Origin of the sequence: Pseudomonas sp. WHRI 8519, from assembly GCF_040224055.2 — a bacterium.
Classification (GTDB): Bacteria; Pseudomonadota; Gammaproteobacteria; order Pseudomonadales; family Pseudomonadaceae; genus Aquipseudomonas; species Aquipseudomonas putida_X.
This window is the reverse complement of sequence record NZ_CP167996.1, coordinates 1,965,208-1,984,552: the sequence shown is the minus strand read 5'-3', so window position 1 is coordinate 1,984,552 and position 19,345 is coordinate 1,965,208. Positions and strand designations below refer to the sequence as shown.

Sequence of the window (19,345 nt, the reverse complement as noted above, 5' to 3'; positions counted from 1 at the left end):
CGTACAATCATGCTCAAGCCTATCCTGCTGGTAGAAGACAACCCCAGGGACCTGGAACTCACGCTCCTGGCCCTGGAGCGTAGCCAGTTGGCCAACGAGGTCATCGTGCTGCGCGACGGCGCAGATGCCCTTGACTACCTGCTGCGCCGCAACACCTATGCCGAGCGCGCCGACGGCAACCCTGCGGTGTTGCTGCTGGACCTGAAACTGCCCAAGGTCGATGGCCTGGAAGTGCTCAGGGAAGTGCGCGCCACCCCCGAACTGCGCAGTATCCCGACGGTGATGCTGACGTCCTCGCGGGAGGAGCCGGACCTGCTGCGTGCCTATGAGCTGGGGGTGAACGCCTACGTGGTCAAACCTGTGGAGTTCAAGGAGTTCGTTGCGGCGATTTCCGACCTTGGGGTGTTCTGGGCCGTACTCAATGAACCACCACCCGGCTCGCTGCGCCTTAACCGGCGTGGCAGCAACTGAGGCCAACCGCAAAGATGCTGCCAACGCCGCTCAAATTACTGATGGTTGAAGACAGCTCGCTGGATGCCGAGCTGACCCTGCTGAGCCTCGAGCGCAGCGGCTTGCAGCTGCAATCGCAGCTGGTGTTCGACCATGTCGCCGCCGAGCACGCCCTGGGCGAAGCCAGCTATGACCTGATCCTGTGTGACTGCGTGCTGCCGGGCTCGTCCGGCACCGATGTACTGGCCATCGCTCAGCGACTGGCGCCGGACACGCCGTTCATCTTCCTTTCGGGCATTTACGGTGAAGAGCACGCGGTGGAGATGATCCGCCTGGGTGCCACCGATTATGTCCTGAAAAAGAACCTGCCGATGCTGCCCAAGGCAGTGCGCAGGGCGCTTACCGAAGTGCAGGAGCGCCAACGGCGGCGCCGCGCCGAGGAAGCCTTGGCGGATGTGGAGGCACGTGCACGGATCGCCATCGATGCCGCCGGCATGGGCACCTGGGATTTCCGTCCGCAGGAAGGACTTTTGGTGTGGGATGCCCGCTGCAAGACGCTGTTCGGTCTGCCGGTGGACACCGAGATGAACCTCGATGTTTTCTATGCAGGCATCTACCCCGAAGACGTACCCCGCGTACGTGAAGCGGTGGAATACGCCATGCGCGCGGACAGCGACGGGCTTTACCGGGTCGAATTCCGCATTGCCCAACCCAACGGCCTGGAACCGCGCTGGCTGCTCAGCAGTGGCCAGAGCCAGTTCGTCGATGGCCGCTGCACGCGCTTTTCGGGCGTGCTGCAGGACATCCACGCACAGCGCCTGGCCACCCAGGCGCTCAAGCAACTCAACGAAATGCTCGGCGAACGTGTGGAGCGGCGCACCCGCGAGCGCGACCGGGCCTGGGAACTGTCCCAGGACCTGCTCGCGGTGCTCAACAAAGACCTCACGCCGGTCGCCCTGAACCCTGCCTGGGAGGCCAGCCTGGGCTTCTCCCGCGAGCGCCTGAGCCAGACCTCGTTATTGCATCTGCTGCCTGAACCGGACCAGGAAGCGCTGCTGACCGAACTGGCCGCCCTCTCCCATGGCCGTACCAGCGCCCGCTTCGTCGGCCGCATCCAGCATGCAGGCGGTCAGTTGCGCTGGCTGTCCTGGGTGGTGGTGCCGGAGGACACCCTGCTCTATGTGGTGGCCCGCGACATCACCAGCGAGCGCGAAGCAGCCGTAGGCCTGGCGGACGCCAACGAGCGCCTGCGCGAACAGATCGCCGAGCGCGAGCGCATCGAAGCGGCGCTGCAGCAGATGCAACGGCTGGAGGCGGTTGGCCAGCTCACTGCCGGTGTTGCCCACGACTTCAATAATCTGCTGACCGTCATCCTTACCGGCTCAAGCTTCCTCGAGCGTGACCTGGACAAAGGTGACCTGGAGAAAGCCCGCAAGCGCCTGACCCATATCCGCGAGGCCGGTGAACGCGGCGCCAAGCTGACCTCACAGTTGCTCGCCTTCTCCCGTCGCCAGCGTCTGGAACCGGTGCCTCTGAACCTCAACCGCACGTTGAGCGGCCTGGAGGAATTACTGCGCCGCACCTTGGGCGGGAGCATTTCTGTGCGCCTGGACCTGGACCACAGCCTGTGGCAAGCGCTGACCGACCCGACCCAGACCGAAATGATCATCCTCAACCTGGCGATCAACGCCCGCGACGCCATGCCCGACGGCGGCCAGCTGACGCTGTCCACCCGTAATACGCGGATCAAGGCCCGCCCGCAGCGGCCGGAAGACCCGGAGCCCGGTGAGTACGTGATGCTGAGCATTCGCGACACCGGCTGCGGCATGAGCGAAGAGGTGGTGGCCAAGGTGTTCGAACCGTTCTTCACCACCAAGGACATCGGCAAGGGCTCGGGCCTGGGGCTTGCACAGGTGTTCGGCTTTGCCAAGCAGTCGGGTGGCGGTGTGCGCATCGACACCGCGCCCGGGCATGGCACTCAGGTTGCCGTCTACCTGCCTGCAGTGAAGCATGAACGGGCGGTGGACCCGGTGGTCCCGGCTGCATCGCAGTCGGTCAGTGACACGGGCCGCGACCGCACGGTGCTGCTGGTGGATGACGACCACCTGGTGCGCGACATGCTTGGCGATGTGCTGCGCCAATACGGCTATCAGGTACGCCAGGCGCACAGCGGCGAACAGGCATTGGCCCAGCTGGACGACGAGATCGACCTGTTGCTGACCGACTTTGCCATGCCTGAATTCAACGGTGCCCAGTTGGCGTTGGCCGCACGGGAACGGCATCCGCGCTTGCCGGTGGTGTTCCTGACCGGGTATGCCGAGCTGGAGGGCCTGGAGTTGCCGGACAGCCTGGTGATGCAGAAGCCGGTGCAGGCTGAGGAGCTGGCCCGCGTGCTGGATGAACTGCTGCGGGTGAACAGGCAGTAGGGCTTGAGCGCAGAGGCCATCGCCAGTACGCTGGCGACCGGCTTCTACGCACGCCAGACACGACGAAACCCAGCGCTGATGGTCATCTGCACTGAATCAAGAAGGTGTATTGCAAAGAGAAAATGGCAGGGGCGGCTGGATTCGAACCAACGCATGGCAGGATCAAAACCTGCTGCCTTACCGCTTGGCGACGCCCCTGTATCGGATGCAGCGTTAACTGCTCTGACTTTTCCAACTGAGTGACAACTGGGTTGTTGTCTTGGAATGCGCGGCACTTTAACAACATTCTCTGGACGTGGGAAGCCCCTTTCGCAAAAAAAATGCTTTAAAACAGCAGGTTAGTGTTTTGCAGGCCTTTCACACGTACCAAAGTGACCATCCGTCGCATTTATACCGCCTCGCTTCAACACAATCGCATTCCGCCCTTCCAATCAGATAAGCAATTTGCATTGACCAAGGAGGATGCCATGCCTGTTTCCCACGACCTGTATCAAGACCTGCACTACCCCCGCGAAATCGTTCAGCAACGCCGTCAGCAAGACAAGACCCTCGACCGTCTGCTCGACGAATACATCGACATCGACAATCAGGTCCTTGCAGCTGAGGCGATCTCGGCCGGCAACTTTCAGGACGACGACCTGCGCCTGCTCAAGGAGCGCCGGCTGACCATCAAATACATGATCGAGCGCCAGTTGGAGCGCAAGGTTTGAGTCATCCGGCCAACTGATAGAAGCACCGCACTTTTTCTATTGGTTTAAAGGGCCGACCTGAGGCAAGCTGCGCGCTGACCTTCCTTTGCCCAAGGAGCTTAGCTTTTGTCTGCCTGGATCCCCTCCCCCCTGCGCCAACTGGGCCAACGCCTGCGCACCGCCACCTCCAACCAGAGCGAACTGCTCGCATGGTTCGAAGACAAGGCGCGTAGCCGTGGCTATCAGCTCAGCGACGGCCAGCGCCGGGTCATCCATGCCATGGCCGCGCAGCTTGCCCGCTTGCCAGGGGGCGAACCCCGCAGCCTGTACTTGTACGGCTCGGTGGGCCGCGGCAAGAGCTGGCTGCTGGACGGCTTCTTCCAGGCAGTGCCGGTCGAGGCAAAAAAACGCCTGCACTTTCATGATTTCTTTGCCCGCCTGCATCAGGGCATGCACCGTCACAGGCTGCTCGACGATGCCTTGGGCGCGACGCTGGACGAATTACTGGGCGACTGCCAGGTACTGTGTTTCGACGAATTCCATGTGCATGACATCGGTGATGCCATGCTGCTCACCCGCCTGTTCAATGCCTTGTTCGCACGTGGCATCTTCCTGCTGGTGACCTCGAACTACGCACCCGAGGGGCTGCTGCCCAATCCGCTGTACCACGAGCGATTCCTGCCGGTGATCCGCCTGATCAATGGCCGTATGGAGGTGCTTGAAGTCGGCGGTGACACCGACTTTCGCAGCCTGCCGGCCAACCGTGAACACCAGCGCTTTACCCAAGGCCACTATGTATGGCCTGGCGATGCGGCCCAGCGCCAGGCGCTGAAAGTGCCGGCCGCGCAACCGCTCACGCTGGAGGTGAACAAACGCAACCTTCGTGCACTCGTCAGTGACGGCAGGACGGTGATGTTCGCCTTTGACGACCTGTGCGAGCAGCCCACAGCGGTGATCGATTATCTGCAGCTTGCCCAGCAGTTCGATACCTGGGTCATCGACGGGCTGGATGACCTCTCGGAGTGCTCATTGGCAGCGCAGCAGCGCTTCGTCAACCTGGTGGACGTACTGTACGATCAGGACTGCCAGGTGACGGTGATCGGGCAGCGGCCGCTGGAAGAGAGCCTGGGCGGCCACGTTGCCGACCTGATGCGCACCCGCAGCCGGCTGGGGCAGTTGCATCAGGTCGGCCCGCAGACGCTCCCCGGCTGAACACGCGCATTCGCCCGTTGGCCAGGCCTGCGGTCAGCCTGCCCTGGGCAGATCCGCCAGCACCGCTTCGATCTCTCTGAGCACCGCCGGATCATCCAGTGTCGAGGGCGGCACATACGCCTGGCCATCGGCAATCTTGCGCAACACCGCCCGCAGGATCTTGCCCGAGCGGGTCTTGGGCAGCCGCTTCACCAATCGCACCTGATTGAAGCACGCCAACGCGCCGATCTGCTCACGCACCTTGCCCACCAACTCCACCGACAGTTGCGCCTCGCCAATACCCTCACCGTCCTTGAGCACCACCAGCGCCAAGGGCACTTGGCCCTTGATCTGGTCATGCACACCGATCACCGCGCATTCGGCCACCGCAGGGTGGCACGCCACCAAGTCCTCCATCTCGCCGGTCGAGAGGCGATGGCCAGAGACGTTGATCACATCATCGGTTCGCCCCATGATGTAGACGAACCCGTCGTCATCCAGGTAGCCACCATCACCGGTGTGGTAGTAACCCGGGTAGGTCTGCAGGTAAGCCTGCAGGTAGCGCTCATGATCGCCCCACAAGGTCTGGCTGCAACCGGGTGGCAGCGGCAGCGCGATGACGATGGCGCCCTGATGGTTCGGGCCCAGCAGGTGCCCAGCGTCATCCAGCACACGAACGTGATAGCCCGGCACTGCGCGGTTGCTCGAACCCGGCCGCGCCGCGCTGCCCTCAAGCCCCACGCACGGCGCGGTGACTGGCCAGCCCGTCTCGGTCTGCCACCAATGGTCGTGCACCGGCTTGCCGGACACCCGCTCCAGCCAATGGTGGGTACTTGAATCCAGTTTTTCCCCGGCCAGGAACAATTGGCGCAGCGAGCTCAGGTCATGTCGGCGGATCAACTCGCCATCCGGGTCCTCCTTGCGGATCGCCCGCATGGCGGTGGGCGCACAGAACAGGGCATTGACCCGATACTGCTCGACCACACGCCAATAGGCCGAAGCATCCGGGGTGCGGATCGGCTTGCCTTCATAGAACACCGTGGTGCAGCCGCTCATCAGTGGGCCATAGACGATCAGCGAGTGCCCGACCACCCAGCCCACATCGGAAATGCCCCACCACACGTCGCCCGCCTGCATGCCGTAGATGTGGCGCATGGCATAACACAGGGCTACCGCGTTGCCACCGTTCTCACGCACGATGCCCTTGGGTTTGCCCGTGGTACCCGAGGTGTAGATGATGTACAGCGGGTCTGCCGCGGCCAGCTCGACCGCAGGCACAGGCTCGGCATTCATCAGCGCTCGCTGCCAATCAAGGTCGCGCCCTGGCTGCAACTGGGCGCGAACCTGGGGCCGCTGCAGCACCAGCACCTGGCGCGGCTGGTGGTGAGCCAGTTGCAGCGCGCGGTCGACCAGCGGCTTGTACTCGATCACCCGGTCGAACTCCAGCCCGCAGGACGCCGTCAGCAGCACGCTTGGCCGCGCATCATCGATACGCAGGGCCAGCTCATTGGCTGCAAAGCCACCGAACACCACCGAGTGCACTGCACCGATACGCGCGCAGGCGAGCATGGCCATGGCCGCCTGCGGCACCATCGGCATGTAGATGATCACCCCATCGCCTTTGCCAACCCCTAACTGGCGCAGCAACCCGGCCAGGCGCGCTACTTCGTCACGCAGCTGGTTGTAGCTGAACACCTGCTGCACGCCGGTCACGGGGGAATCGTAGATCAGCGCCGCCTGCTCGCCACGGCCCAGCTCGATTTGCCGATCGAGGGCCAGGTAGCAGCTGTTCAGGCGACCGTCGGCGAACCAGCGATGGGTGCCGTCGGGGTTTTCCTGCAGGGTCAGGGTGGGCTGGCGATACCAGGCCAGCTGTTTGGCCTGTTCGGCCCAGAAGGCAGCAGGGTCGGCAATGGAATGGGCGTAGTCGTGCTGGTAGGTCATGTCGATGGCAACCCGGTACTTGTTGTTATTGAAGGGCGAGCCTTGAGTATGGACCGCCACGCCCCGGCTGCCATGGGACTAAAGTCACAACGCATATGCAGATTTGCAGCGCTGGCGAAAGCGCCCCACAACGGTGCAAAGCCTCTAGAATAAGCCACCCTCCCCGCCACAGAGCAGCCCATGGATATCGAGCAGGCCCGAACCTTTCTGGAAGTCGTCCGGTGCGGCAGCCTCGTCGCCGCCGCCGAGCGCCTGTTCGTGTCACAGACCGCGATCACCGCCCGGGTGCAGCGCCTTGAGCAGCAACTGGGCTGCCAGCTGTTCGTGCGCAACCGCAACGGCGCCAGCCTGACCAGCGATGGCGAAGCCTTCGTCAGCTATGCCAACCAGCTGGTGCAGACGTGGGAAGCGGCGCGCCGTGATCTGCCACTGCCCGAAGGCTGCCAGCAAGTGCTGCACGTAGGGGCAGAAGTGAGCCTGGGCAACCCGATGCTGCTCGACTGGGTCAGCGCCTTGCACTGCGCGTTACCCAGCCACGCCATCCGCAGCGAGGTCAGCGACGGTGAGTCCTTGCTGCGCAAGGTGGAGATGGGCCTGCTGGACGCCGCGCTGGTCTATCAGCCCACCTACGGTCCGGGCCTGCAGGTGGAACAGTTGATGGAAGAAAAGCTGATCCGCATACGCCGTGTCGCGCAACCCGACCCGTATATCTACATCGACTGGGGCGAGGCATTCCGCCGCCAGCACGACGCCGCCCTGCCCGACTGCGCGCGAGCGGCGCTGAGCTTCAACCTCGGGCCGCTGGCCCTGCAGTTCATTCTCGACAAAGGCGGCAGCGGCTATTTCCGTACCCGCGTGGTGCAGGCGTATCTGGACAGCGGGGTATTCGAACGGGTACCTCAAGCCCCGGAGTTCACCTACCCAACCTTCCTGGTATACCCACGCAAGTGCGACAGCGAGGCACTGCAGCAGGCCTTCACGCTGCTGCGCCGGCTGGTAGCCTCCGGCACCAGCGATTGGTCACAACGCTGGGACCCGCTGATCTGAAACGCCGCCAGCGGCGCTGAGCAACTGGCGCTTGAGGCCCGCAATCAGGTCGGTCTGGGTGATCACACCGACCATCTGGTCGCCATCGATCACCGGCAGACAGTGCAGCCCTTGTTCGCACAGCAGGGGTAACAGGCGTTCCAAGGGGTCCTGGCTGCTGACACTGATGACCTGCCGGCTCATCACCTGCTCCATGCGCACGGCCTTGCGCCCGAAAAGCCCCCGCCAGCTGAACCGGCCACGTTGCATGGCCGGGCCGAGCAGATCGCTGAGGCTCACGATACCCACCAGCTTGCCCTGCTGCAGCACCGGCAGGGTTTTCAGGTGATGACTGGCGAGCATCTTCCAGGCCTGCTCCAGGGTGGTATCGGGTGCGGCGAACTGCACGTCGCGGGACATCACCGACGCTGCAGTGATCCCGCCCAGGCTGCGCTGCAGGGCATGCTGCTCGGTGGCCAGGATGATGCGTTCCAGTTCATCGCGGGTGACGTCGACGAACGCCCCCAACTCGTCCAGGGCCTGATCCAGGTCCGCACCCGTGACCCCAACCCGCTCGCTGGGCAACGGGTCGTGGGTGTGGTGCTGGTCCTTGCGTGGCGCAGCGCCCTTGGGGTAATGCACCCCGGTCAGACGGTTGTACACCACGGCCACCAGCACCAGAATCAGCGCGTTGAGCAGCACGGGCTCCAACAGGTGGTCGCCCAGCGCCGTCAGCCCTGAATCGGCCAGGACTGCGCTCACCGCAACAGCGCCCCCGGGTGCAGGCAGCGCAACAGGCACATCAGCACAAGCGAGATGCCCAAGGCCGTCGCCGCGACCCACAGGTGGGGGCCGAACGCCTCGCGCATGAAAAGGCCTACTGCGCCGGCCAGCGCGTAGCTGCCCAGCACCGGCCAAGGCTGTGCCAAGGGCCCGGAATGCACGGCGAACACCAGCACTGCCGAAGCCGCCAGTGGCCCCAGAAGGTGCAAGGCGATGCCGGGCCCATAGGCCATACCGGTCAACCAGCCGGCGAGGAACAAACCGAGCAGCGCGCCGATGCCGGCACGCAGCCATTGTTTTGGAGGGATATTCAGGGGCGGCGGCAACAACCGCTGCAGACGACTTTCGGAACGCAAGGCAGTCATTCAAGTAATCGTGTTCGTGGTGCTGATCAAAAGAAAGCCCAGCCGAACTGGCCTGGGCCCTAGGGGGCTCCGTCCGTGGAGAGATGGAAACCGCAGGGTTTCTTCAGGCGATTGTGCCGCGCAGCTCCGGGCTTGGGCCAATTCAAAAAAATGCGCCTGCACTGCAGTTTTTTTGCAGTGCCGCTGCCGCGACAGGGCCAAAGCGTTTCAGCGGACCTTGCGCGGCAGATCGATACTCACCCGCAGACCGCCCAAAGGGCTCTGGTTCAGGGCCAAAGACCCACCCCAGGCATCGACGATATCCCGCACGATCCCCAGCCCAAGGCCATGGCCATCCACTTGCTCATCCAGCCGCGAACCGCGCTCCAGCACCTGCAGGCGCTGGCTTTCAGGTATGCCCGGGCCGTCGTCGTCGACCCACACCTGGTAGCCTTCGCCCGTCGGGGCAATGCCCAGGCGCACTTCGCTGTCTGCCCATTTGCAGGCGTTATCCAAGAGGTTGCCCAGCAGTTCAAGGAAGTCCTCCCGGTCCCAAGGCAGCAGCAACCCGGGTGGTACATCGCGTTCGAGCAGCAAGCCTTCGCCATGGATCATGCCCAAGGTGGCGAGCAACCCCGGAAGCTCGGTATCGCAGTCGAATTGAGCGCCTGGCAGCGCATCCCCAGCCAGGCGCGCCCGGTTCAGCTCGCGTGCCAGGCGCTGCTGGATCTGCTCCAGTTGCTCGCGCAGTTGCGCACGCACCTCGGGCAAGTCATTCAGGCGCTCGCTGGACGCCAGGCTCAGCAGCACCGCCAATGGCGTCTTCAAGGCATGGCCCAGGTTACCCAAGGCGTTGCGCGAACGGCGCAGGCTGTCTTCGGTATGGCTGAGCAAATGGTTGATCTGGCCCACCAGCGGGGCCAGTTCGCTGGGTACCTGGGCGTCGAGTTGCGAGCGCTGGCCTTGCTGCAATTGGGCAATCTGCTGACGCGCGCGCTCCAGCGGGCGCAACGAGCGGGTGACAGTGATGCGCTGCAGCACCAGCACCAGGATCAGCGCCACCAGGCCCATGCCCAGGCCAATCTGCTGCAGGCGCCGGAAGCCTTCGCGCACAGGCGAATAATCCTGAGCGACGCTGATCGAGATGTCCTGGCCTAGCCGCCGGTAGTCGGCACGCAGTGCAAGCAACTGCTGGCCTTCCGGGCCCAGTTCGTGGCTGTCGGAGAGGCCGGGCGCGGCTGGTTTGGGCATGTCCAGGTCCCACAGCGAGCGCGAGCGCCAGGTGCCCTTGTCGAAATCGATGCGAAAGTAGTAACCGGAAAACGGCCGTTGATAGGCGGCGGAAATGCGCCGCTCATCCAGCTGCAACCCCGAAGGCCCACGCACCAGCGCCACCAGCAGGTTCTCGCTTTCCTTGCGCAGGCCGTTTTCCAGGTAGCGCTGCAAACCCGCCTCGAACAGCCACAAGGTAAGCTGCGCAAGCACCACCCCGACCACTACCAATACGGCCACCAGGCCCAGGCTCAAGCGTGCCTGGATCGATTTCACCCGGCGCTCCCGGCATAGATGTAGCCTTGCCCGCGGCGGGTTTCGATGACGCTGCGGCCCAGCTTGCGGCGCAGATGATTGACGTGCACTTCGAGCACGTTGGAGTCACGCTCGGTCTCGCCGTCGTACAGGTGCTCGGCCAGGTGGCTCTTGGAGAGGATCTGCTGCGGGTGCAGCATGAAGTAACGCAACAGGCGAAATTCAGCAGCGGTGAGCTGGATATCAACCCCTTCGCGGCTCACGCACTGGCGGCTTTCGTCCAGGTGCAGCCCGGCAGCTTCGAGCCGGGGCTGGTTGGCAAGCCCCCGCGCCCGGCGCACCAGCGCCTGAATGCGCAGTTGCAGCTCCTCCGGGTGGAAGGGCTTGCTCAGGTAGTCGTCCGCCCCCGCCTTCAAGCCCTCGATGCGCTCGGCCCATGACCCCCGTGCGGTCAGGATCAGCACCGGCGTGGCCAGGCCTGCGGCACGCCACTGCGAAAGCACGTCCAGGCCCGGCAACCCCGGCAGGCCAAGGTCCAGGATGATCAGGTCGTAAGGCTCGCTCTGGCCTTGGTACACGGCGTCGCGGCCGTCGGCCAGCCAGTCCACGGCATAGCCTTGGCGCTGCAGGCCAGCGGTCAGCTCATCCGCCAAGGGGACATTGTCCTCGACAAGCAACAGGCGCATTCAGTCATCTTCCTCGTCTTTGAGCAGGGCACCGGTGCTGGCATCGAGCTTGATCTCACGCACCACACCCTCGGTGGTCAGCAGCTCGACTTCATATTCGTAGCGATCATCGTCTTCCTCCAGCTCCGCCTCCAGCAACCGCGCCCCGGGGTGACGTCCCAGGGCGGTCTCGAGCAGTTGCTCGAGCGGAAGGATCACGCCGTTGCGACGCAGCTGCAGGGCCTCATCCTGGTCCAGGTCGCGCGCAACGGCCAAGGAACAGACCGCCAGCAGCGAGAGAGCCAGGTAGCGCGCCGAGCGGGTCACGTGGGTCATCAGCGGTCCTGTTCGTCCTTCAGCACTTCACCGGTCTTGGCGTCCAGGTCGACGTCCCATTCGACGTTCTGGGTGTCACGCATTTCGACCTTGTAGATGTAGCGACCGTATTCGTTTTCCAGCTCCGAATCGGTGACGGTGGCGCCGGGGTGCTTGGCAACCGCAGCGGCCTTGAGCTCATCCAGCGATTTGATGGTCTTGGCATTCACCAGCTTGACCACTTCGTCAGGTTGGACGTCCTTGGCCAGGGCGACGTTGGCACCGAAAGCAAGCGCAGCGGCAGTGAACAAGGCAGTCAGAGTTTTCATCAGATTCTCTCCATCAGGGTGTGCAATTTGTCTACGGGGTTAAGATTATCCACCGGTCCTTAACTCAACCTGAAAAAAGCTGGCGTCATGATAGCGCAGCGCATCGACCATGCGTTTCCTATAATGCCCGCCTGTACATTGCGAGGCAGTCTATGAGCGCCATCCATATCAAGTACCCGGCTCTGACCTTCAAGGCCGGCAAACGTGCCCTGCAGCGCATCCGCGAGCGCGGGCTGCAGGCAGCGGATGTCGGTGTGGTGCCGGGTGCCGCTGGCGGGCCCAAGCCACTGGGGATTCAAGGCTTGGACCTGGCGCTGTTCGGCGAGTGGCTGCCATCGGCCCCTCGCCAACGGGCCTTGATTGGCGCATCGATCGGCTCCTGGCGTTTCGCCAGCGCCTGCCTTGACGACCCGGTCGCAGGCATCCGCCGCCTCGGCGAGCTGTATACCGAGCAGGACTTTGCCAAAGGTGTGACCGCAGCCCAGATCAGCCGCAGCTGCCAGCAGATGCTCGACGACCTGCTGCAAGGGCGTGATGGGCAGATCCTGGCATCACCGCACTACCGCCTGAACATCCTGGTGGTGAAGAGCCACGGCCATCTTGCCCATGACCATCGCGGCCGGTTGGGGATGGGGCTGGGCTCGGTGGTCGCCAGCAACCTGCTGGGGCGCTCCCGCCTGGCGCGGCATTTCGAACGGGTCATCCTGCACGATGAGCGCGCCACCCCGCCGCTGGATCCGCTCACAGACTTTCCCTCACGCTACCTGCCGCTGGGCCTGGGCAACCTGCGCCATGCCCTGCTCGCGTCCGGCTCGATTCCAATGGTCATGGAAGGTGTGCGCGACATCCCCGGCGCCGGTGCGGGCACCTATCGCGACGGCGGCTTGCTCGACTATCACCTCGACCTGCCTTACCGCGGCGACGACCTGGTGCTTTACCCGCATTTCACCGACAAGGTCGTGCCGGGCTGGTTCGACAAAGCCCTGCCATGGCGCAAGGGCGATGCCACACGCCTGCGCAATGTGCTGTTGGTGACGCCGTCACCGCAGTATCTGGCCGCACTGCCCTTCGGCAAGTTGCCCGACCGCAACGACTTCAAGCGCTTCATGGGCGATGCCCCCAGCCGCAAACGCTACTGGTACCAGGCCATTGCCGAAAGCCAACGGCTGGGAGACGAGCTGCTGGAACTGATTGCCACCGGGCGGCTGCACGAACGCCTGCAAGCCTTGTAGCGACCATGCTGGTAGACTGCGCGCATCTTCGATACACACAGAGTTCTGACCGTGGAAATCTTCAAGGAATTTACTTTCGAATCGGCCCACCGCCTGCCCAACGTCCCTGCCGGGCACAAATGCGGCCGCCTGCATGGCCACTCGTTCAAGGTCGGCCTGCACCTGACCGGCCCGCTGGACCCGCACACCGGCTGGATCCGCGACTTCTCCGAGATCAAGGCGATCTTCAAGCCGATCTACGAGCAGCTGGACCACAACTACCTCAACGACATTCCAGGCCTGGAAAACCCCACCAGCGAAGTCATCGCCAAGTGGATCTGGGAGCAGATCAAGCCGCTGCTGCCGGAGCTGTCCAAGGTGCGGATTCATGAAACCTGCACCAGCGGCTGCGAATACAGCGGCGATTGATGGGCGCCGCGCTACAGGGGCACGGGGTCAATCCTTGGCATCGAGCGGGCGGGGGTGAGGCGGCACGCAAGGGTTCGACACCTGCAAGCTGAACCGGCCACGCTCGCCTTGGCGGTTGTTAAGGTATGCAACCCGCTCGACCCGCCGCCTCACTTGCCGACCGTCCGCGCTGTAAAGCTTCAGGTTCAAGAACAACTGCCCTTCCTGCAACCGCTGCGGGTCCAGGCCAGGGATGTGCCATAGCGGCGTTCGCCGCCCGGCGGTCAACTTGTACAGTGCCGTATCCAGATCCACAGGCGGGTCGACGGGAAGCACCACGGAGGTCCCGAAGGGGTCTCGTAACGCCAGGTTGGCTGGCTCGTCCGTGCTCACCCCGGCAGCCGAGCGGGCCGGGTAAAAGCCAAGATAACCGTTGCGACTGACGTCGAGCCAGCAGTCCAGTGACGGCCAGAGGTCGGCGTTTCTGCCCTCATACGCCAGGCGGATCTCATAGACGAAGCCTGTTGCAAGCCGGTAGACACCGAACCAGAACCTGTCACAAAACACGCGCGGACGAGCCTCGGGCCCCCATAACGAGTCAATCAGGAACGATTGCAGAATTTCTTCGCCATAGTCCAGGCTGGTGATCAGCCAGCCATCGTCACCGTTCCAGTCATCGAATTCGGCCCAGAACGGCCGGGTGATGCCATCATCGTCAAACTGGGCGGCCCGCAACGGTTCATCCAGCAATTGCCAGCGGCATGCCGCGGTAAAACACAGCAGCGGTTCAAAACACAGCTCAGCCATCATCCGTACTCCGTACGCTCGTCAAAAACGCACAATGGCGCCCTTTCAAGGCATGGGGCAGGTAGAAGGCTTACCTCAGTTCGGCACGCAGGAACCCAGGCGCGATGTAGCGCTGGTAATGCGCCTCGGACAGCAAAAAGAATTCCCGATCGATGGCATCGCGCAACTGCGGCAGCTCCCAGTCACGAAACTCGGGCAGCAACGCCATCCCGTACGCTTCCAGGTCGCGAATCAGGCGGGCACCGCGGGCAATCAGCTGATACGCCCAGCAGTACTCGGACTGCTGCTCGACGAAGCGTATGGCGCGCTGCTGCAGCTGCTGGCGCAGCAGGTTGGCATCGAACACCTCCAGCTTGGCCATCATCACCTGTACCAGCAACTGCTCCAGGCGCAGCAAAACGGCGCGCTTCTGGTCGTCGTCGTACGCGTTCCAGTGGATGACTTCGTGATGGAAACGCTTGCAGCCACGGCACACCGTGTCTCCATACACCGTGGAGCAAAGGCCGACGCAAGGGGTCTTGATGGACTGGTTGGGCATGGAAAAACAACGGCTTGGCGGTGGAACACAGGCCCATGTTAGCCCTTTGTCTAACCAGGGTCACTCGTTAAAGTCACGTTCGCCGCCTTACCTTCTGCGACAATTTGCCGTAGAATCATCCCGCCTTTTCAAGGCAACAATGTCCGTTGGAAGCTGTTTTCAAAGCGTCACGAGCACAGTTGATCCGGTAGAACGGCGTTGGCCCGGGCCATGCACCCCCCGCATGCCCGTGCCAGCCCTCATCAGCCCCCGTTCTGCAGGCGTAAAACTTTGAAAGCAGCTTCTGTAAGGATTCTCTGCGACCCTGGCTATGCGGCCCAAGAAGCCGTGATGGCGCATGGGTGCAGAGAATGCTGGATGAGCGTCCCGGACTCCCTTTAGGGACCACTGATGAGGGTAATAACTGTGCTTGAAGCCTACCGCAAACACATCGAAGAGCGTGCCGCCCTGGGTATCGTGCCCCAGCCGCTGAACGCCGAACAAACTGCAGGCCTGGTCGAGCTGCTGAAAAACCCGCCGGCCGGCGAAGAAGCCTTCCTCGTAGACCTGATCACCCACCGCGTTCCACCAGGAGTCGACGAGGCTGCCTACGTCAAGGCTGCCTTCCTGTCTGCCGTGGCCAAGGGTGAAGCCACCTCGCCACTGATCGACCGCAAGCACGCCACCGAGCTGCTGGGCACCATGCAAGGTGGCTACAACATCGAAACGCTGGTCGCGCTGCTGGATGACGCCGAACTGGGCGCCGTCGCGGCCGAAAAGCTCAAGCACACCCTGCTGATGTTCGATGCCTTCCACGACGTGGCCGAAAAAGCCAAGGCGGGCAATGCGCACGCCAAGGCCGTGCTGGAATCCTGGGCTGCCGGCGAGTGGTTCACCTCGCGTCCGGCCATCGCCGACAAGTACACCCTGACCGTGTTCAAGGTGCCCGGCGAAACCAACACCGACGACCTGTCCCCTGCCCCGGACGCCTGGTCGCGCCCTGACATCCCGCTGCACGCCCTGGCCATGCTGAAAATGGCCCGCGACGGCATCGAGCCGCAGCAGCCTGGCTCGGTCGGCCCCCTGGCACAGATCGAAGCCGTCAAGGCCAAGGGTTTCCCGGTTGCCTACGTCGGTGACGTGGTCGGTACCGGCTCTTCGCGTAAATCCGCCACCAACTCGGTGCTGTGGTTCTTCGGCGACGACATCCCGTACGTACCGAACAAGCGCGCCGGTGGCTTCTGCTTCGGCACCAAGATCGCCCCGATCTTCTACAACACCATGGAAGACGCCGGCGCCCTGCCGATCGAATTCGACTGCACCAACCTGGCCATGGGCGACGTCATCGACGTTTACCCCTACAAAGGTGAAGTACGCCGTCACGACAGCGATGAGCTGGTCACCAGCTTCGAGCTGAAAACCGAAGTACTGCTGGATGAAGTCCGCGCTGGCGGCCGCATCCCGCTGATCGTCGGCCGTGGCCTGACCGAAAAAGCCCGTGCCGAGCTGGGCCTGGGTGCATCCGACCTGTTCAAGAAGCCAGAGCAGCCTGCCGATTCCGGCAAGGGCTTCACCCTGGCCCAGAAAATGGTCGGCCGTGCGTGCGGCCTGCCGGAAGGCCAGGGCGTGCGCCCAGGTGCTTACTGCGAGCCGAAGATGACCACCGTCGGCTCCCAGGACACCACTGGCCCGATGACCCGCGACGAGCTGAAAGACCTGGCGTGCCTGGGCTTCTCCGCTGACCTGGTGATGCAGTCGTTCTGCCACACCGCGGCCTATCCGAAGCCGATCGACGTCACCACCCACCACACCCTGCCAGACTTCATCCGCACCCGTGGCGGCGTGTCGCTGCGCCCAGGCGACGGCATCATCCATAGCTGGCTGAACCGCATGCTGATGCCTGACACCGTCGGTACCGGTGGCGACTCGCACACCCGCTTCCCGATCGGCATCTCGTTCCCGGCCGGTTCCGGCCTGGTAGCCTTCGCCGCCGCTACCGGCGTCATGCCGCTGGACATGCCAGAGTCGATCCTGGTGCGCTTCAAGGGCAAACTGCAACCAGGCATCACCCTGCGTGACCTGGTACACGCCATCCCTTACTACGCCATCCAGCAGGGCCTGCTGACCGTCGAGAAGAAAGGCAAGAAAAACGCCTTCTCCGGCCGCATCCTGGAAATCGAAGGCCTGGACGAACTGACCGTCGAGCAAGCGTTCGAGCTGTCCGACGCCTCGGCCGAGCGCTCCGCTGCCGGCTGCACCATCAAGCTGCCAGAGAAGGCCATCGCCGAGTACCTGCAGTCGAACATCACCCTGCTGCGCTGGATGATCGGCGAAGGCTACGGCGATGCCCGCACCCTGGAGCGTCGCGCCCAGGCGATGGAAGCCTGGCTGGCCAAGCCTGAGCTGCTGTCGGCTGACGCCGATGCCGAATACGCCGAAATCATCGAAATCGACCTGGCCGACGTCAAGGAGCCTGTGCTCTGCGCGCCGAACGACCCGGACGACGCCCGCCTGCTGTCGTCGGTACAGGGCGAGAAGATCGACGAAGTGTTCATCGGTTCGTGCATGACCAACATTGGCCACTTCCGCGCTGCCGGTAAGCTGCTGGAGAAGGTCAAGGGCGGTATTCCGACCCGTCTGTGGTTGGCTCCGCCAACCAAGATGGACGCTCACCAGCTGACCGAAGAAGGCTACTACGGCATCTACGGCAAGGCCGGTGCGCGCATGGAAATGCCAGGCTGCTCGCTGTGCATGGGCAACCAGGCACGTGTGCAGACCGGCTCGACCGTGGTCTCCACTTCGACCCGTAACTTCCCGAACCGCCTGGGCGACGCCACCAACGTCTACCTGGCATCGGCCGAGCTGGCTGCAGTCGCATCGATCATCGGCAAACTGCCGACCGTCGAGGAGTACATGCAGTACGCGAAAGACATCGACAGCATGGCTGCCGACGTTTACCGCTACCTGAGCTTCGACCAGATCGCAGAGTTCCGCGAAGCTGCGGCCAACGCCAAGATCCCGGTTGTTCAAGCCTAATCAGCTGTAAGCCACAAAAAACCCGGCATTCATGCCGGGTTTTTTATTGCCCGTGCTCGCCTCAGATCACGAACAAATCCACAAAGCGGTGGACCGCCGTGCCCTCCAGCCGCTGTTGATCGCCACACAGCGCGAAAATCTCCAGGCAACGCTGACGCGAAAAGCGCGTCGCCAAGTTGTCCCTGAACTTGGCCTCCAGCAAGGGGATGCCCTCCCCGCGTCGGCGCCGGTGCCCGACCGGGTACTCCACCACTACCTGTTCGGTACTGCTGCCATCCTTGAAGAACACCTGCAAGCCATTGGCGATCGAACGCTTGTCCGGCTCCAGGTATTCGCGGCTGAAACGAGGGTCCTCGACCACTTCCATCTTTTCGCGCAGACGGTCGATGCTCGGATGAGCAGCGTGGAAAGCATCCTCGTAATGCTCGGCCACCAGATGACCGAAGATGAGCGGCACCGCCACCATGTACTGCAGGCAGTGGTCGCGATCGGCAGCATTGGCCAGCGGGCCGACCTTGGAGATGATGCGAATGGCCGATTCCTGGGTGGTGATGACGATACGGTCGACTTCGTGCAGGCGGTTACGCACTTGCGGATGCAGGCTGACTGCCGCTTCACAGGCGGTCTGGGCGTGGAACTCGGCCGGGAAACTGACCTTGAACAACACGTTTTCCATCACGTAACTGGCCAACGCCTGCGGTACGCGGAGCGCCTGCTGGGCAGAAGGCTTGAGCGCCAGGTCCTTGTTGGTGTGGCTGAACGACACGTCGTAAAAACCCCACTGCGGCGCAGTCAGCACACCAGGCACACCCATCTCGCCACGCAGCGCGATATCGGCCAGGCGCACGCCCCGGCTGGACGCATCGCCGGCAGCCCACGACTTGCGCGAGCCGGCATTGGGTGCATGGCGGTAGGTGCGCAGCGCCTGGCCATCGACGAAGGCATGAGACAGGGCCGAGAGCAGTTGTTCACGGTTGGCACCCATCAGCTTGGCGCACACGGCCGTGGACGCCACCTTGACCAGCAGCACGTGGTCCAGCCCGACGCGATTGAAGGCGTTCTCCAGGGCCAGCACACCTTGAATCTCATGGGCCATGACCATGGCCTCAAGCACTTCGCGCATCAGCAGCGGGCCTTCACCCCTGGCCACCTGCTTTTGCGACAGGTGATCAGCTACCGCAAGGATCCCCCCGAGGTTATCGGAAGGGTGGGCCCACTCGGCGGCAAGCCAGGTATCGTTGTAGTCCAGCCAGCGCACGGTGCAGCCGATATCCCAGGCGGCCTTGACCGGGTCGAGCCGGTAACTGGTGCCGGGCACCCGGGCGCCATTGGGTACCACCGTACCCTCCACCAGCGGGCCGAGGTGCTTGGTGCACTCTGGAAAGCGCAGGGCCAACAGGCCACAGCCCAGGGTATCCATCAGGCAGTTGCGTGCGGTGTCCAGCGCTTCGGAGGACTCGACGCGGTAGGTCAGAACGTAATCGGCAAGGGTTTGCAGCACCCCGTCGTAGTCAGGGCGCTCGTTCAGGTCTACGTTGGCGCTCATTTGCAGCTCCTTTGATTGGGGCTGCTACGCCACCCGGCGCCGGCAATGCGGCTCCCACAAGGTCGATGCAGGAACCGGCTTGCCGGCGCTGGACCGCGTAGCGGCCTTGCTGATTCAAAGCCAAGCGCCAA

At 63.4% G+C, this 19,345-nt stretch carries 16 protein-coding genes, 1 tRNA gene and 1 pseudogene; 8 read left to right on the top strand and 10 right to left on the bottom strand.

What is annotated here, in order from left to right:
- The first annotated feature begins 9 nt into the window (after nt 1–9).
- Nucleotides 10–471: a response regulator gene (locus ABRP30_RS09010; protein WP_012313696.1), complete on the top strand. Its 462-nt coding sequence runs from the start codon at nt 10–12 to the stop codon at nt 469–471.
- A gap of 14 nt (nt 472–485) precedes the next feature.
- On the top strand, nt 486–2,876 hold the full coding sequence (locus ABRP30_RS09005; RefSeq protein ID WP_349974518.1) for a response regulator: 2,391 nt from the start codon (nt 486–488) through the stop codon (nt 2,874–2,876).
- 123 nt (nt 2,877–2,999) lie between these two features.
- Here the strand turns inward: ABRP30_RS09005 and ABRP30_RS09000 are convergent.
- Nucleotides 3,000–3,074 (bottom strand) — tRNA-Gln (locus ABRP30_RS09000).
- Between the two features lie 269 nt (nt 3,075–3,343).
- Here ABRP30_RS09000 and ABRP30_RS08995 point away from each other — a divergent pair.
- Complete coding sequence (locus ABRP30_RS08995; RefSeq protein WP_267822545.1) at nt 3,344–3,586, top strand: hypothetical protein; 243 nt, start codon at nt 3,344–3,346, stop codon at nt 3,584–3,586.
- A gap of 105 nt (nt 3,587–3,691) precedes the next feature.
- Entirely contained in the window at nt 3,692–4,777 is a 1,086-nt protein-coding gene (gene zapE, locus ABRP30_RS08990) for a cell division protein ZapE (protein ID WP_349974519.1), read from the top strand.
- A 33-nt stretch (nt 4,778–4,810) separates the two neighbouring features.
- Here the strand turns inward: zapE and ABRP30_RS08985 are convergent, their stop codons facing one another.
- The gene (locus tag ABRP30_RS08985; RefSeq protein ID WP_349974609.1) at nt 4,811–6,700 is read right to left on the bottom strand and encodes a propionyl-CoA synthetase; all 1,890 of its coding nucleotides are present in this window, start codon (nt 6,698–6,700) and stop codon (nt 4,811–4,813) included.
- A gap of 180 nt (nt 6,701–6,880) precedes the next feature.
- On the opposite strand from ABRP30_RS08985, the gene ABRP30_RS08980 reads away from it, so the two are divergent.
- Complete coding sequence (locus ABRP30_RS08980; protein WP_349974520.1) at nt 6,881–7,747, top strand: LysR family transcriptional regulator; 867 nt, start codon at nt 6,881–6,883, stop codon at nt 7,745–7,747.
- Here the strand turns inward: ABRP30_RS08980 and ABRP30_RS08975 are convergent.
- The 5 genes and pseudogenes from ABRP30_RS08975 to ABRP30_RS08955 form a co-directional block, all read right to left on the bottom strand.
- A pseudogene (locus ABRP30_RS08975) lies at nt 7,721–8,874 on the bottom strand (HPP family protein). The gene ABRP30_RS08980 and the pseudogene ABRP30_RS08975 sit on opposite strands and share 27 nt — an antisense overlap.
- Nucleotides 8,875–9,081: 207 nt before the next feature.
- Nucleotides 9,082–10,401 carry a sensor histidine kinase gene (locus ABRP30_RS08970; protein ID WP_349974521.1) on the bottom strand — a complete coding sequence of 440 codons (1,320 nt, stop codon included), beginning with the start codon at nt 10,399–10,401 and terminating at the stop codon, nt 9,082–9,084.
- Nucleotides 10,398–11,066, bottom strand: a complete 669-nt coding sequence (locus tag ABRP30_RS08965) for a response regulator transcription factor (protein WP_241803268.1) — start codon at nt 11,064–11,066, stop codon at nt 10,398–10,400. The genes ABRP30_RS08970 and ABRP30_RS08965 overlap by 4 nt, the downstream gene beginning before the upstream one ends.
- Nucleotides 11,067–11,381 carry a PepSY domain-containing protein gene (locus ABRP30_RS08960; protein WP_267822535.1) on the bottom strand — a complete coding sequence of 105 codons (315 nt, stop codon included), beginning with the start codon at nt 11,379–11,381 and terminating at the stop codon, nt 11,067–11,069.
- Nucleotides 11,381–11,689 (bottom strand): PepSY domain-containing protein, encoded by a 309-nt coding sequence (locus ABRP30_RS08955; RefSeq protein WP_349974522.1) that lies wholly within the window; start codon nt 11,687–11,689, stop codon nt 11,381–11,383. The genes ABRP30_RS08960 and ABRP30_RS08955 overlap by 1 nt, the downstream gene beginning before the upstream one ends.
- Before the next feature lie 152 nt (nt 11,690–11,841).
- On the opposite strand from ABRP30_RS08955, the gene ABRP30_RS08950 reads away from it, so the two are divergent.
- Both ABRP30_RS08950 and queD read left to right on the top strand, forming a co-directional pair.
- A complete protein-coding gene (locus ABRP30_RS08950) occupies nt 11,842–12,921 on the top strand; it encodes a patatin-like phospholipase family protein (RefSeq protein ID WP_241803265.1) in 1,080 nt (359 codons plus the stop codon).
- A 51-nt stretch (nt 12,922–12,972) separates the two neighbouring features.
- Complete coding sequence (gene queD / locus ABRP30_RS08945; RefSeq protein ID WP_349974523.1) at nt 12,973–13,329, top strand: 6-carboxytetrahydropterin synthase QueD; 357 nt, start codon at nt 12,973–12,975, stop codon at nt 13,327–13,329.
- A gap of 27 nt (nt 13,330–13,356) precedes the next feature.
- Here queD and ABRP30_RS08940 read toward each other — a convergent pair whose 3' ends face one another.
- Together ABRP30_RS08940 and ABRP30_RS08935 are read right to left on the bottom strand one after the other, a co-directional pair.
- Nucleotides 13,357–14,118 carry a hypothetical protein gene (locus tag ABRP30_RS08940; protein WP_372490427.1) on the bottom strand — a complete coding sequence of 254 codons (762 nt, stop codon included), beginning with the start codon at nt 14,116–14,118 and terminating at the stop codon, nt 13,357–13,359.
- A gap of 67 nt (nt 14,119–14,185) precedes the next feature.
- Nucleotides 14,186–14,653 (bottom strand): DUF1289 domain-containing protein, encoded by a 468-nt coding sequence (locus ABRP30_RS08935; RefSeq protein WP_241803263.1) that lies wholly within the window; start codon nt 14,651–14,653, stop codon nt 14,186–14,188.
- 405 nt (nt 14,654–15,058) lie between these two features.
- Between ABRP30_RS08935 and acnB the strand changes: the two genes are divergently transcribed.
- The gene (gene acnB / locus ABRP30_RS08930) at nt 15,059–17,668 is read left to right on the top strand and encodes a bifunctional aconitate hydratase 2/2-methylisocitrate dehydratase (RefSeq protein WP_241803405.1); all 2,610 of its coding nucleotides are present in this window, start codon (nt 15,059–15,061) and stop codon (nt 17,666–17,668) included.
- Between the two features lie 61 nt (nt 17,669–17,729).
- Here the strand turns inward: acnB and prpD are convergent, their stop codons facing one another.
- Nucleotides 17,730–19,214, bottom strand: a complete 1,485-nt coding sequence (gene prpD, locus ABRP30_RS08925) for a 2-methylcitrate dehydratase (protein ID WP_349974525.1) — start codon at nt 19,212–19,214, stop codon at nt 17,730–17,732.
- Between the last annotated feature and the right edge of the window lie 131 nt (nt 19,215–19,345).